The organism is Ramlibacter algicola (genome assembly GCF_016641735.1).
GTDB classification, from domain to species: domain Bacteria; phylum Pseudomonadota; class Gammaproteobacteria; order Burkholderiales; family Burkholderiaceae_C; genus Ramlibacter; species Ramlibacter algicola.
Window position 1 is genome coordinate 1,203,939 of record NZ_JAEDAO010000001.1, and the last position, 15,133, is coordinate 1,219,071.

Consider the following 15,133-nt stretch of genomic DNA (forward strand, 5'->3'; position numbering starts at 1 on the left):
GGCAGGATCTACTTGCCTTCGTCTTCAAAACGCAAAGGAAGGGTGCGCGTGTCGACATAGGAGACATTTGGCGCGGCGTCCGTCGCCTCGGACAAGCCTCGACCGAGGTCTTCCAAGATTGACTGAAAGGTGTCGGTGCCGTCAATTCCGCCAAAAACGGCAATGATGGGACCGAGGGCGCGACTCATCTTGAGGTATTCGTCAGCTTGGTAGTCGGGATTTTCCAAGATGGCCTCAAGCGCTCCTGGACACATGCTGCCGTAGTAGGACTCGCTCAATTCGCCAGCGGCATTTCTGATCCCTTCCGCGAATTCACCAAAGTTGTCTTGGCGTATGTGTTCCGACTGCCGCGCGATCTTCTCAGCAAGACTCTGCACAAACGCAAAAGGCGCCGCGTAGCCGAGACAGGTGTTTGCTTCCTTGCGAACGTTCGCCGCAGGGTGCTCGCTAAGACCAATCAAGATGTGGCTTATCAGAGAAGTCCCGTCATCGTCTGAGTCGCCAAAGTCCCAATGCAAGGTTCGGAGCGCGTCCAGCACGACTTGGCCCGCGTCCTCCGCCTTGAATGGAAACTCTTCGCCGATGCCGAGAATGGCCTCAATGAGATCACTCAGTGACGAATCATGTCCGAGCACAGACGCCAGATCATTGGGTTCGTCGGAGGCCATCGCCACCAGCTTGACCGCTTCAATGCGGGCAAGATTGTCTGGATCGTTCATTGCGCTGGTCACTGCGAAGCGAAGCACTTCCCGGACTTCGACGCCCTGCGTCGACGTGTATTCGCACAATGACGACAGCAAGGTTCGCCGCACGCGAGGATCCGAGTAGATCGGAACGCCCCCGGGGAGCGCCGCCAACATCTCCACATGGGCTGGTTGCCGCAAGAACCAGGCTAAGGCGTCGCTTCCGGCGCAAGTCGCAACGGAGGCGGAGAACTCCGCCTCCATGTCGTCGTGGGCCCGCAGTTTCTCCGGCCACTCTTGCGCCATGCAGGCGATGACATAGTCCCTCTCACGCCCGTAGTAAAAGTCCACTGACAGTTGACCGTGCGCGTCCACCTCGGTCATCAACAGTGCAGACTCGAAGAAGCCGCTCGGAATCTTTTGAGCTATCGGATGCGACCATATCCGGCAGAGGGCCTCTATAGGCACTGGCGCGCCAGCGCGAATCATTTCCCTTCCGAGCTCCCGCAGGCAAAGAGGAATGTTGTATTCCTCTAAACCGACGGCGCGTCCCATCTTGCTGTCGAGGAAACGTCGGAGAAGGCTCGGCTCGTCCAATGAATCGGGTAGCTGTCCTCCCCGGTATTCCCGCATCGCGATGCCAAGCACGTAAGGATCGCGTGTCTTCTTGTGAGACTTCTTTGGAACGGTCACTCGATACGCGGACGCGTAAACCTCATATGCCCGATCGCGTTCTTCGGGGGAGTATCGGCTCACGTGAATGAGATTCCAGTCGTTCGTCCTGACGGCTGCCTCGGGGTCAAGGGCAATCAGATTTGCGCCGTGAGCGGAAATGCCAGCCTCCTCGGCAAGATAGGAAGAGTTTCCACCAGCATCTCTGAGTATTCTTGGCGCCGAGCTGTGGGTGAACGAGATCACGATCTGGACGCGATCGCCGGAAACTCGGCTGCAGTCGGCGTCGATCGCGCGCGCGAGCTGAACGCTTGTCTCGTTCAAACCATCAATAAAGATGGTCAGCCTCTTGTTCGCTCGCTGCAAGACATTGTTCAATTTGCGCGCCAACTGGCTGTAGGTGTCCGATGCTCCGGAAAACTCCCATTCGAAGTCGTGCGCGAGCTCGGCCAACAGTGACTTCTGCAATCCCATGGCAGGATAGAAGAGGCAAGGTTGCCCGGCGGCAAGCCGATTGAGAACGGCGTGGCAAACGACATTGGTTTTTCCAACTTGCGGATGCCCTGTCAGCAGGGTGACGCGATGGCCTTTGACGTCGAGCGCATCGGCGAGGCGAAACGCAATGTCCTCCCTCTCCACAAAGAGTTCGGGAATGAATTTTTTGTCCGAGTCGACTCCTTCGCCGAGCAACGGCTTCATGCGGAAGCGCGCCTGCGCATCGCAGAACGCCATCAGGTTCTCCGGCGAAAACGATATAAGCGCCTCGAGAGCTTCTGCCCTGAGCGAGAGTTCGTCCGGCGTGACGTAGAAAGTCCTGGAACTGCAAGCGTCGCTCAGTCGCACGTCCCGACCGAGCTCTAGCCTCGAAATGCTGTCAAAAACACGAGTGCTCTCGCCGTTGGTCAACACCACGTAGGGAGCGATGTTTCCTTCCGCGATGCATCTGGCATAGGAGATGCCTTGATCTCGCGCTCGGTCGTCAAGTGGCTCGCCGGGCGCCTTGACTTCAACGATCAGCAAATTGTCGCCACGATCATTGCGAACAAGGACATCAGCACGGGGAGAGTGGATCGCCTTACTTTGGTGACGAGACGTTGCTCCGCCGCTGACCCCCAAGACGGATCTGCCAAGCCGAATGCGAAATGAGAACTCGATGGACAACGCTGCAATCGGGAACCCGTGCGCAAGCAACCAAGGCACCACGACCTTCGCTCGGATGTCGTCTTCGGACCTAAGCGCTTGCATCTCCACTTCTCGCATGGATCGAATGAAGCTCCACCGGTCTACGCTGCCGCCGGCGGCGCCCCTTGATTGCCCGCGGCCCTGCCGTCCGCACCTTGCCCAGGGGCGTCTACTTCGGCAGGAGGCGCAGCATCGCCTGGGCCATCGTATGCGATGAGCACAAGACCCGAATGAATCAGGTCCTTGCCCGCGATCGTGAGCGACTCGATCTGCTTCTTGTTTCGTGCGATCAATCCCTGCGTGACGGCGCCGCTGGATTTGAATTCGATAAAGTTCTCAGCACCAAAATTTGGGACAACAAGGCCCTGCTCCAGCGTCTCATACAGGACGCTAGACTTCTGAATGGTCTTTAGGATGTCTCGGGACCGCTCATGCACCGCATCAGCAGCGACCTGGTCGATCGCGCGGCAAATGTCTTCGCACGCGCGCTCGGTGAGGATCAGTCTCTCCTGAGCCTTCTCGCCATCGGAGGTCCTGCCGATGAAGCAAACCGCGCCGTCTGCGAGAGATCCCACATTCAGGTCGACGAGCTTCTTGTCGGTGCCGACAGTGAAGGCGTGAATCCTCACCGCTCGCGTCGCCGGCATGGGTGCCGCCAACCCAACGCGTCCCATCGACGACAGAAGCTTCTGCTGAATTTCCAGCGCGTGCAGGTCGCGCAACCGTCCAACCTTCTCAAAAGTCGGCTGGGCGGAAGTCAGAAGGTCGTTCAGTTCAGCATGCGTGAGCATCAGAACGTGCTTCACGTCCCACTTGATGCTACGCCGGATTCCGTCGCCCAAGTCGAACACGGGTGTCTTCGCGCCATCAATCTTGGCGCTCCAAGCTTCCGGCTTCAAAACAAGCAGCTCGCCGACAAGCAGCAGAACGCGCTTCAACTGATTGCGCTGCAAGTCGCACGCGGGGCTCAGGACCGCCATCACCATGTCGCCCTGAATCTCAGGCAAGGCGATGGGTATGGCGCCTTCCGGCGCAACCGGAGCCTGGGCCACCGCGGGCGCAGGCGGCTTGCGTCGGAGCACGTCGCCAAAGGAAACGCAGGAATCGATGGCGCCCGGAAGCTTCAATCGAGCGCGATTGTGAAAGAGGGAGTGCTCGACGAACTCCAAAAGGTCGCTCGCGCCTGGGACGAGTGGAGCGGGAACCTTGGAGACGTCCAGCTTGTTCAATGCGAGCGCGGTATCAATAATGCTCGCGTTGGCCTCGATCTCGTGTTGGAGGACTTTGTCGAGAACATCGACCAAGTAGCTGCCCATCGGCTCGCCTTCAGCGGAGAGCAGCAAGTGTTGGATCTGCGCGAGGTCGGACAAGCCGAGCTTTCGAATGAGCTTCGTAGTCCGGTTTCTCGCCGCGTCGAGCCCGTCCTCCCAGGCGCAAACAAACTCTGAAAGGCGGAGAGAGTTTTGATAGTGCGTCGCCAAGCGCCCGAGAACTCTCTGGACTACACCATTCAGTTGGATGTCCGCCTTCCGCAGAATCCGGAATGTGCTCTCGAAGAGCTTGGTCCTGTCACGGAATTCCGCGCGCTTCTCTTCCAGCCGTGAACTTCGGGACATGAGAACCACAAGCGGGGGGCTTGTCCTGCGTTCGGCGATTGCGCTCGTAAGGCCCTCGATTGAAACCTTTATGTCTTCCGGGCGCTGGGCGGAGCAGAGGTAAAGGTCCATGAAGATGATGTCGGCGTCAGCGACCGCTGCTCCAAATTCACGCCCAACTTCTTTGCATGCCAGGCCAGAAGCCTCCAGTAGCCCTCTCAGAGCGCGGAGATGCGCAACGTCGGCCTGCATGTCTGCGACATAACGGGCGAAGAGCGCCTCGCAGCGCCCTGGGGCAATCGTTGCCTTGTTGGCCCAAAGGCAAGCCACAAAACCGTCGGACTTCTGGAGATCTTCCGCTTCGGATTCCGCGAATGCGGGAAAGACGGCGTTCAGCGCCGTTTCGTCGGCGTCGCTGAGATCGTCGAAGAATTGCGTCCATTGCTCGCCGTCGATAGAGAGGTCGTCGGCGCGAGGAACCTCGTCGAATGCATCGTCGACGATCAGCGCGCGCGAAACCTTGCCCGCCACAAGAATTTCCGTGAGTTCGGCCATTACTTCGTCGTGTTCAATGGCAACTCAAGCGTAAAGCGATTGAGTCGACCGTTTGGATTGCCGGGGTTGGCGTCTAGAGTAAGCGCCCCGCCCATGTAGTTGGCGCACTCGCGCGCAATGAAGAGTCCGAGGCCGCGGCGCTTCGACTTCTCTTTGAGCGAAAAGAAGGATCGGAAAACGCGCTCTCGATTTTCTTGGGCGATGCCGGGGCCGTTGTCCTCGAAAACGATAGTCGGAGGCGAGGGCAACAGCGCGATGGAAATCGTGGACTTCTTCCCGGCTTGCTTTCCCGCGCCCACATCAAGCCAATACTTGGAATTCGAGATCAAATTCTCGAGAATTTGAACAACCATGCCCTTGACCGTTCTCACATTGACAGCATCGTCAGGCGCGGAAAGTTTGACTGATATCCTGTGCCGCTCGAACTGCGCCTGGTGAGCTTCCAAGGTGTTCACGACCAGTTCGCGAAGGTCGAACGTTTCCACGCGCTGCCGCCCAGAAACGCTGAGAGGATCGAGCACTCTGATTCTCTTCCCGAGGCTTTTCATCTGCGCTCGCAGGGAATCCAGTTTGGCCTTCACGTCCTCGGGGACGTTCTTCGCTCGTAAGGCCTCGAGGTTCTCCAAAGCGTTCTCCGAGGCTCGCGCAAGTTCGTGCGCCACCACTTCAACCATGAGGCCGACGCCGGCCATCTCGATCATCTGGCGGCTCTCCTGCTCCACTTCCTCGATGCGTTGACGGGCGCGCTCCGCAAACTCGGAGAATTCGAAAAGCGTCTGTTGCAGCTCTTCGACAGAGGGATCGCCTTTGGGAGCGAGCTGTCGAAGCTTCGAAAGAGCGCCTCTCGCGCGAGCATCCAAACTAGCAACCTCGGTCTTGGCGTCGCTGAGATCGACCTTCTGCCCTTTGTATTGCCTTTCGACGTTCTTCATCGACTTGAAGAGCAAGTCTTGAATCACGTATTGCATGACGCCCAGGAACACCTGCTGCTCGGGCGTTTCGCGCAGTCCTTCGCGATTGGTCTGATCGACCAGGGCGGCATTGGCAACGCGCGAGATTTCCACCTTGCCGACAAACTGCGCTTTGTTGAGCGTGTAGCCGGTCCGGGCCAGCGCTTTGCGGTCCAAGGCGAGCCAGTCGTCTTCGTCTTCTCCATAAGGGAAGACGCGGAAACCATCTCGATACAACAAGATCCCAGACCAGCGCTGCTGCTGTTCTCGGACCGCACGCAGATCCCCGATTCCGTCCATGGAGGTGAGAAGGCGTCGGTTATACCAATGGACCTGAAAAGCGAACGGGCCGAGCGAGGCGAGAGCGCTTTCAGGGATTTCCCGCGACGTGCCAATCACAGCCGATTCGAGGTCTTCGGCCGAAACGACATAGCTGTCGGACTCGACTGGATGAGGGAATCCAAGGTTCCTTATCGTTATCTCGCAGGCAAGCTGGGGCCTCCCGTCCACCAGCGTGTATGCGCCTTCGGCGGAAACGTGCGCGCCTTGGATGAGCGCCTTCTGCATCCATGGAATGGTCACGCGCTCTCCATTCCAATGGAGAGCGATTCGCGGGCGCTTCTTGGGATCGACAAATGGGTCCGTCAAGCGTGAGAAGTCGTAGTCGGCCATCCGCTTGACGCGTTCGGCAGTCCAGTCCTCGGCCAGCTTTCCGATGATGATTCGCGTCCCAGACCAGCCCGGGGGCTCGACGACATCGCCGCGCTCGGGGCGGATATCGATGTCGGCCAGCATCGCGTCGATTCGCGCGAAGTCCGACCAATCGATGTCGAGAGTGTGGAGGTGGCTGTCGCCCGCCTTGGCCGTCTCGACTCGGAGAGAGTCTCCGAGCCGCATGGCCGAAAGGCGCCCGATCCCTTTCTCCCCAAGGAAGGGCGTCTTCGACTCGCCGGCTCGAAGTGCCTTGTCGACCTCGCGTTTTCGCGATGCCGTGCCGATGACCAAGAAATTGTTGTTCAAATCGGCGGCGGACATGCCCGAGCCGGTGTCGCTGACCACGATGTGGCTCATCTCATAAATGCGATCAAGCGCGTCCGCGAGCTCTTCGCCGCTGGCGGGTTCGTGAAGCAACGCCTTGGCCAGGTCAAGCGCTTCAATGGGCGCGTCGACATTCAGGGAATTCAAGGCCTGCGCGGCGATTTCACTCGGCGACGAGGGCTTGGCAAGGGCTTTGCGTCGAAGATCAAGGTATGAGTTGCGGCGGATGACAATGTTGAAGCGGATGTCGACTCCGTCCTTGGTTCCCGCATCGAATCCGTTTTTGATCAGCTCGTAGAAGGCGATGATGTCCGAACTGATAAGTTCGGATCCGAGCTCCAGGATCGTGCGCGCGGTGACCTTAAACGACATGGACGTTCTCCGGCTCTAGGTCGCTGAGGTCGAAGGCGCGCATCTCTGGGATCCGATCTCGAGGGCTACTTGTGACACACGACGCAAGCTCCGCCGCCTTCGTCCTCGCCAAAGAGTTCGTCGAGGTCTTCGCACCGCTGCAGCTCCGCGGGGCGCAGCGGATTCACGGGTCGGCGCGCCAATTCGCGTTGCCTGCGGCGATCGTAGTCCGCAACGATCTGAATGACTCGCGCTGGCTTTTCGAGTTCGTCGAGCGGCTCCCCCTTGGACCAAGTAAACGGTGAGCCATGCTCGATGGCGTTCTTTTCGTAGCTCTTGGCCTCCTCGAAAGCCTCGGGATGGCGTTCCTTCAACCGCACCCACTCGATCTTCTGTTGGAAGAAGCAGAACGTGCACCCGCTGCGCGAGCGCCAGTCGTAGTACTTCGGCAGGCCGACGCCAGACGATTCCAGGATGTCATGCACCCCCTTCTTGTCGATCCCTGCCTCGCGGAAGGGCAGGCTCACCGTCAGGTTCGGATGCTTGGCGCTGTAGCCCTCACGGTAGTCCTCGTCCGAGCGGATGGCCACGTAGGTCGTCACCTTGTCGCCCGCGGCGAGCATCGGCTTGATCCACTGCTCGAATGGGGCGAGCTTCAACTGTTTGGTACACCAGCGCGTCTGCGGCGAGGGCAGGAAATGGTTGTATTCGCGCAGCCAGAAGTCAAAGTCACGGCGCGGATTGAGCCTCGCGATCGGCTTGCCAAGGAAGCCTTCGAGCCGGCCCAGAAACTCGTAGACCTCCGGCAGCTCCTTACCGGTGTCCGTGAAAAAGTAGTCGACGTCCAGCTCCGGCCGATGCTGCCGTACGTAGACGGCCAGAGCCGCGCTATCGCGTCCTCCGGAGATTCCGAGCACATGCTTCTCAGCCATGGGTCGAGCTCCTGTCGTTGATGTCTTTCTCGCTTAGTCGCATGCCGGTCTTCGCCAGGGCAGCCAGCAGCAACTCGGTCCGCAGTCCTTGCGAGGTTAGGTCGGCGACGAGCTTGTCGACGAGCTCGTCCACCTTCGGCGCGTGCTTGTCCGAGACGGCGAACGCGCGAGAAAGCGTGCGTGTATCGGGGCCGGCGCCAAACACGACCGCGAACGCGTCGGTCTTGGGCTTGCGCCCTTTCACGGCCACAAAGGCCTCGTCTCGCCGGAACCGCAAAGCCGCCTGGGCGATATCGAGGCTCGCCGCGTCGATGTCACGGTCGTTCCAATCGCGCGGAGGCTTGTTGGCTGCGAGGCTCAGAATGCCTTCGATGCTCGCCCGACTGCCGTCATGCTTGGCTAAGCGTGCGCAGAACGCTTCTTGCCGAAGATCGCCACTCACGCCCTCGAGCATGGCGGCTCGCGCGCGCAGGCTCGCCAAGTCGTTGCGCGAAGCGTCGAGCTCCGCCAGCATGGCCTCTTCGATGCCCAGCAACAGCTGGTCGTAAGCACCAACGAGCTCGGCGACCGGCGCCCTGAGCTCCTCGACGAATTGGGCTCCCACTTGGCCATCGAGCGCGGCCGGCAGGTCGACGAACAACACCTTATGCGGATCGCTCGCCTTGAGCAGCGTGTCGCGCACGGCGCGCGCCTTCGCGCCCACGCGGGTCGTGCGCTGCGACCAGGCGGGTAGCGAGAAGACGAGCGCGACGAGTCCACGCGCGGCCTCCAGCGGGTCCATCGACTCAGGAGTGGCCCCAAGCTCAGAGAGAACCTTCGCCACGCCTTCGAGGATCGCGGTCTTCTGCTCGTCGATGACAATCCAGCGCAGCGAGAAGCGGCTCTCGTCCTGCAGATATTCGTCAAGGTCTGCCTCGGTGAGCTCGGGGATGAAAATGCCATCCTTGTAGAGCGCGAGATTGCCCTTGTTGGCGAGCAGGAAGGCGGTCAGGTAGACCGGCATGATCCCGGCTCGCATGCCAATCGGAGGGGCAGCCCAAAGCTTGTGGATGTCGGTCGCCGATACCCGAGCAGCGGAGTCGCCGAGGAGCGTTCGGGTCGCGTCCCAGAGGCCTTTGAAGCTGGCGGATTCGTCATCCTCGCGGGGCGCGGCAAACTTCCAGTTGCCATCTGGCGCTCGCACGTGAAGCTTCGGATGGCCTAGCAAGGCGACGTACAGGCCCCGCTCGGCCGGAAAGCGCTCGATACCGAGGTTTTCCACGGCTTCGTGTGACAGCATCTTGTGAATCAGGTCGCGACGCGCCTTCACGCTGTTGCTCGACGGCTCCGCCCGGTTCACCAGTTCGCTCCACACGCTGGGCGACTGTTCGTAGAGATCGTCGGCTAGCTTCGAAGCGATTCTGGATAGTTTTAGTCCAGTCTCAGCCGGCTCGGCGCCAAACTGCCAGCGAGCATTGAGGATTCCGGAGCGCAACTCCTCTTGAAGGCTCGATCTCACTTCCGCGAGCCTGGCATGCACCTCGCGACGAGCGACGGGGTCGCCCTGAAGCTCATGTCGCGCTTGCACTTGTTGCAGAGCCACGAGCTCGGAGCCAAGCTCCTCGATCTTTGCGAAGTTCGGCGGGACGCCCACGACGACCGGCCAAGGTCGAAGCCGAGCGTGCTGCGCGGCATGCCGAGACGAGCCCTTGAAGTCCGCGCTTTTGTCAGGCAGCGCCAGCAAGAAAGTTCCAAACTCGCCGCGCGTTGGTGCGAAGTTGTCGGCGAGCCGCGGGGCCTCTCCCAGGCGGCACAGGGCCACGTTCATCCACCTCATCGTGCCGGTGTCGTGGTAGTGCCGTTTGGCGACGACTGGGTGCAGATTCGCCAGGCTCGAGAGCAGGCCGAAATCCAGCGCAGGCTGCGCGGCGCGGGTTTGCGAGATGGCGGCTTCGATGTCAAAGTCGCTGCCCTCGAAAACGGACCAGGCCGAAATGTGCTTTTTGAACAAGAGCACGCGCATCGCGGCGAGCTCGGAGAGAGCGGCGTCGACTCGCTCCCTGGGCACGTCAGAGAAGATCGCGGCGAGCACATCGAGCTCAGCAGCCAACCCGGAGCCATTGCGGAAGAGGTCGATGACCGCCACGTTCTTGATCAACGCGACGTGGAGCTTGTCTCCACTCTTCGCTTCTGCCCGCTCTACGGCTTCGACCGCCTGCGCCCAACGGTGGCCGTCGGGGGAAGCGAGGATCGCGGGCTCCAAGTTGGCCCTTAGGTAGTCCCAGTAGTCGTCAGGGCGATACCAACGCAGGTCCTTTGCGGGCGTCGCCTGCAGATAGGAGCGGAAGCCGTGGGGCTCGACGGACGCCAGAAAGCCAAATACGCTGCGTTCGTTCTGCCCAAACTGCCGTTTGGAGATCGGCCCCAGCAACGCCGCCATGGCCGGATGCAGCGGGGCGCATTTGGAGAGGCTCTCGGCGAATTTCGGACCCACCGCGGGCCTGCGAGAGCGGATGGATGCCGCGATGGCCGCGGCGGCCGGATCGCCCAGGCCCTCTCGCCTCTTAGCGACAATCGCCCGGCCAATGAGCTCAACGACCTCGTCGCTCGCGGCAACGAGAGGGATGTCGGCGAAACGGCCTTGGACTTTCGTCCAGCCCTCGCGCGCCTCGGCGCCAAGGCGCTTCGCATATTGCGCGAAGGCTTGATGCAAGATGCCGACGACGACGGCTTTCCCTTTGATGCGGCCGACGCGTTCGGCCAAATCTTGGTAGAAGTTAACGTCGTCGCCGAGCTCGAGGGCCGAGGCTTCGAGAAACTTGCCCATTTCGTCGATGAGCACGAGCACGCCGTCCCACTCACGGGAATCCGCCAGGTCGCAGATTTGATCGATCAAGGCTGTGGGGGTGAGCTTCTTCGGCTCGCCTCGCGCGCCCCGCGCCTCATGCAGCGCCTTTGTGAGCTCCTCGACGACGCTGCCTCTCTTGCCGACAACCGGAACGACGAGCCAACTGCGCCGGCACGCGAACGCGGTGTCGAAAGCGCGGATCTCGGAGGCTCTGAGTAGGTCGCGGGCCTTTTGACGAACGGACTTGGAATCGGAGAGAGCGCTAGCGAGCGCCACGGCCAGCGACGACTTGCCTCCGCCGAAAGGTCCCGTAAGGGTGAAGGCCCTCTGATTGCTCTGCGAGAGCTGCGTGGCCATGCTCTCCAACGCCGCGCGCGAGGTCGCATGGCAGACATATCCGTCGAGAGCGTCGGTGCGCCCCAAATCGACGTCGATGCGTATTGAGCGCTGATACAGCCGCGAGAGGCTGACGAAGTCTGAGAGAGGAGCGTCGTGCTGCTTAGCCATGGTAGGCCCGCTTCAACATGCGATCGGACAGCCTCGCCCCCCGTGCGGGGTCGCGCATGACTTGGCGCAGGCCCGCGGTGTCGGTCCAAATGAGCGCATCGCGCGTGAGCTCGGCGAGCCCCATGAGCCTGTCGGCCACCGACTCCTCGTCAAGCTTGAAAACGCGCCCAGGCGAGCCATCGCCGTAGGCGATGGTCTCGAATGCCAAGGAGCTCTGCCCCTTTGCCGTCTTGTCCCAGAAGTCAACGAGGGCGAACGCGAACATGCCGTCGCTCAATGTCGCCTTGGGCCCCCGCCGAAAGGCGAAGTGCCCCTTCTTCTCCTCGTAGATGAGGCCCAATTCGGCGAGCATGGGCTCGGCGAATTCCTCGGGAGAGGTGCCCGAGGCGCGCGGCGCATAACCCCGGATGCACGTGTCGATGTCTCGCGAAAATGTGGCCGGAGACAGGCGGCGGTTAGCGTCGATGCTCTTGGCGTAGTCAGCCAGCGGCTCCTCCAATTCATCGCGCGTGAAGGTGGGACCCACCACGTGATTGAAAAGCCAATACCAGGTGGTCGCGCGCGTGCCGCGGCCAGCCAAACACCAATGGCAATACCACGCGGTTGTTGGGTGCTCGGCGTACGGGTCGTAGCCGTCGTCAGCGAAGATGAGCCGCCCGTTCTCGGTGAGTGGGTAATCGGCGTTGCCGTCAGGCTCTCGAATCACGTCGCAAGCCAGGGCCCAATGCCTGATCGCCGCGACCATGTTTTTGCCGACGCCGAATTCGGCGATGGCGGACTCGTCGGCAAAGGCCGAACGCTTCACTACGCCATCAATGGCTTGGTCAAAGGCCTTTTTAAGCCACATCTGCCGAAGTGGGAACGTCTCGTGGCCAGCGAAATGCGCCACGGGACCACCTTCGGCAGGTTTTTTTCTCCTCATCTTCGGCATCTTACTGGATGAATCCCTCCAGGGAGTGCAGCTGAGGAGCAGTGCAGACGCGTGCAGCATCGTAGAGACACACCATAGCGAGCTCAACCGGGAAAACGCTGCGGCGGTTTCATCTCACGATTGGGAGGTCGCCTTCTTAGCGGCTCAGGCAAAGCGGCTCAGCCATGCAGCGCAGCGTTCACGGTCGGAGTTACTGTATTTAAATACAGTATTGTGGCTCACTGAATGCTGTGCCTAGGAGCGTATCTCTCCACCAATTGCGCGCCGGTCGCGTGCGATGTCGTGGGGTGGTTTGTTGGGTATTCAGACGTGCAGGGCGGATTTTCGGCTGCGTCATTGCGGCTATGGCGGACTCCTGCTCCGCCAAGGACCCTGTCCACAGGGGTCCATCGAAGTCCCCCAAGCAGCATAAAGCCCTGAGAAATCAGGGCTTTATGTCTTCTGAGGTCCACGGACGTCCATGACGGTCCAGCACCTTATCGGGGTACGAATCGGGGTATCGAGACAGCGGCTATCGGGGTACTGCGCTGCTCGCGCGGCGACCTTCTGCCTCGGAGCAACTGCGTCCTCGAGATCGACGATCACCGCATCAGCGCCGCTTGCGCATGCCTTTGCGAGGCGCTCCGGCCGGTCGCCCGGCACGAATAGGTACGAACGGGGAAGACGCGAAGAAGCCATGCTCGGGGCCTCAGATCGCGTGCTGCCGCCGCAGCGCCGCGATGTCATCGTCACTACGTCCAAGCTCGTGCAGGATGGCCTGCGTGTGCTCCCCCACAGCTGGGATCGAGTCCATGCGGTACTCGAAGCTGTTGTTGCGCCCCGGCGGCAGTAGCGCCGCGATCGGCCCCACCGAGGTGTTTACCTGGCCCAGTCGCCCTCGAGCCTTTAGCTGCGGGTGCGACCACAGGTCGGCCATCGTGTTGACCTGCGCGTTCGCGATCTTCGCGCGCTCGAGGCGCTCGATCACACCGGCCGCGGTGAGCTTGCCGAACTCCTCCAGGATCAGCGACCGCAAGGCCGCGCGGTTCTCGTTGCGCTGGGCATTGCTGCAATACAGCGGGCTCTGGGCCAGCGTCGGGCGCAGCAAGACGTGCTCGCAAAACGCCTTCCACTCGCGCTCGTTCTGGAGGCCCAGCATGACGGACTTTCCATCGCCAGCTTGGAAAGGGCCGTACGGATAAATCGTCGCGTGAGAGGCGCCGCTGCGTGGCGGCGGCGGCGCGCCGTCATACGCGTAGTACATGGGAAAGCCCATCCACTCGGCAAGGCACTCGAGCATCGACACATCGATGTGCGACCCCTGCCCCGTCTGCTGGCGCTGCAGGAGGGCGGCGAGGATGCTCGTGTAGGCGTACATGCCTGCAGCAATGTCAGCGATCGAATTACCAGACTTGCAAGGTTCGTCGGGCGTCCCCGTCACGGACAGGTATCCGGCCTCGCTCTGAATCAGGAGGTCGTAGGCCTTCTTGTCCCGGTACGGGCCATCGTTCCCGTAGCCGGAGATGTCGCAGACGATCAAACGCGGGAATGCCGAATGGAGTTCCTCGAAGCCGAGACCCATTCGCGCCGCGCCGCCAGGCGCCAGGTTCTGTACCAAGACGTCGGCTCCGGCCAGCAGGTCCTTAAGTACCGCAAGCGCAGCGGGCTGCTTGAGATCCAGCGTGAGGCTTTCCTTGGAGCGATTGACCCACGTGAAGTGCGACGACAGGCCGTTGGCCCGCTGGTCGTAGGCGCGGGCGAAGTCGCCTCCGCCGGGCCGCTCCACCTTGACTACGCGCGCGCCCAGGTCAGCGAGCTGGCGCGTGCAGAACGGCGCCGCGATGGCATGTTCCAGCGAGACGACGGTGATGTTGTCGAGAGGTCGGGTCATGGCTCAGCGTCGCGGCTCGCCGCCCCAGAGGGCGAACACGTCGGCGATACGCTGCCGGTCAGTCACGCCGTGCCGCAAAAGCAGGGTGAGTAGGACCTTAGCCTTCAGCGCGTCGAGCCAGCCCGCGCGGACCAGCCCGCGGCGTTGCAGGTCGATCTCGCTGCCCGGGAATCCATAGGTCCGCGACAGGATTTCGCCAGCGCCGGTGCGCGAGGCGAACACAACGGGGATCCCCCGTGCCATGTCTTCCAGCGCTGCGGCCGTCGTGGCCGGCACGTGGCCGCCGCCGAGCGCCATGACTACCATGCCATCGATGCTGGTGCTTCGCATTGCGTTCACGACAGTGTCGTCGTCTCCCATAGCTACCGCCACGAGCGCAACGCGCGCATCGCGCACCGGGCCTGGCAGCTGCAGTGGAGGTGTCTTCGTTGGCAGCAGCGCGATGCGGACCGTGTCTTCGATCACCCAGCCGATCGGGCCCGCCGTCGGCGACGAGAAAGTGGCGGTGCTGCTGGTGTGGGTCTTGCGCACGAAACGCGCTGCATGGATCTCGTCGTTGGAAACGACGACGCATCCCAGGCCGCGCGCGGCGTCGCTGGTGCACACCTGCACCGCAGCCAGGAGGTTGGCCGGGCCGTCGGCGCCGGCGAGGGTCGGATTGCGCATCGCGCCCGTCACAACTACGGGCATCTCACCCGGCGGTAGAAGCAGGTCGAGCGCAAACGCCGTTTCCTCGATCGTGTCCGTTCCTTGCGTGATGACTACGCCCGTGGCGCCCTCGTCTCGGGCTTGCACGATTGCGACGGCAAGCGCCTCGATGTCCTCGTATCGCAGGTGAGGGCTGGGTAGTTGGCGGAAGGTGCTCGCTTCGATGTCGGCGATATCCCGGAGGGCGGGCACGCCAGCGACCAGCATCTCGCCCGTCAGCTTGGGCGTCACACCGCCCTGATCGCCGGGCGCGGTGGCAATAGTGCCGCCGAGCGCCAGCAGCGTCACGCGCGGCTTCGTGATGGTTCGACTGTTCATGGGCGCGGATCATA

At 61.6% G+C, this 15,133-nt stretch carries 8 protein-coding genes and 1 pseudogene; all 9 read right to left on the reverse strand.

The window, feature by feature from the left end; genetic code table 11:
• Positions 1–8: 8 nt before the first annotated feature.
• The 9 genes and pseudogenes from I8E28_RS05885 to I8E28_RS05925 all read right to left on the reverse strand — a co-directional run bounded on the left by I8E28_RS05885 (position 9) and on the right by I8E28_RS05925 (position 15,119).
• Positions 9–2,615 (reverse strand): type I restriction enzyme HsdR N-terminal domain-containing protein, encoded by a 2,607-nt coding sequence (locus I8E28_RS05885; RefSeq protein WP_200787064.1) that lies wholly within the window; start codon positions 2,613–2,615, stop codon positions 9–11.
• Positions 2,616–2,638: 23 nt separating this feature from the next.
• A complete protein-coding gene (locus I8E28_RS05890) occupies positions 2,639–4,687 on the reverse strand; it encodes a hypothetical protein (RefSeq protein WP_200787065.1) in 2,049 nt (682 codons plus the stop codon).
• Positions 4,687–7,047, reverse strand: coding sequence for a sensor histidine kinase (locus I8E28_RS05895; RefSeq protein ID WP_200787066.1), 2,361 nt, complete (start codon positions 7,045–7,047; stop codon positions 4,687–4,689). Before I8E28_RS05895 ends, I8E28_RS05890 begins: the two co-directional genes overlap by 1 nt.
• Positions 7,048–7,112: 65 nt before the next feature.
• A complete protein-coding gene (locus I8E28_RS05900; RefSeq protein ID WP_200787067.1) occupies positions 7,113–7,958 on the reverse strand; it encodes a phosphoadenosine phosphosulfate reductase family protein in 846 nt (281 codons plus the stop codon).
• Positions 7,951–11,292, reverse strand: a complete 3,342-nt coding sequence (locus I8E28_RS05905; RefSeq protein ID WP_200787068.1) for an ATP-binding protein — start codon at positions 11,290–11,292, stop codon at positions 7,951–7,953. Before I8E28_RS05905 ends, I8E28_RS05900 begins: the two co-directional genes overlap by 8 nt.
• Positions 11,285–12,223, reverse strand: a complete 939-nt coding sequence (locus I8E28_RS05910) for a DUF4007 family protein (protein ID WP_239027189.1) — start codon at positions 12,221–12,223, stop codon at positions 11,285–11,287. Before I8E28_RS05910 ends, I8E28_RS05905 begins: the two co-directional genes overlap by 8 nt.
• A gap of 525 nt (positions 12,224–12,748) precedes the next feature.
• Positions 12,749–12,901 (reverse strand): annotated as a pseudogene (locus tag I8E28_RS20625) (aldolase/citrate lyase family protein); the annotation flags it as partial.
• Between the two features lie 10 nt (positions 12,902–12,911).
• Entirely contained in the window at positions 12,912–14,093 is a 1,182-nt protein-coding gene (locus I8E28_RS05920) for a CaiB/BaiF CoA transferase family protein (protein ID WP_200787070.1), read from the reverse strand.
• 3 nt (positions 14,094–14,096) lie between these two features.
• Positions 14,097–15,119 carry an asparaginase gene (locus I8E28_RS05925; protein ID WP_200787071.1) on the reverse strand — a complete coding sequence of 341 codons (1,023 nt, stop codon included), beginning with the start codon at positions 15,117–15,119 and terminating at the stop codon, positions 14,097–14,099.
• Positions 15,120–15,133: the final 14 nt, after the last annotated feature.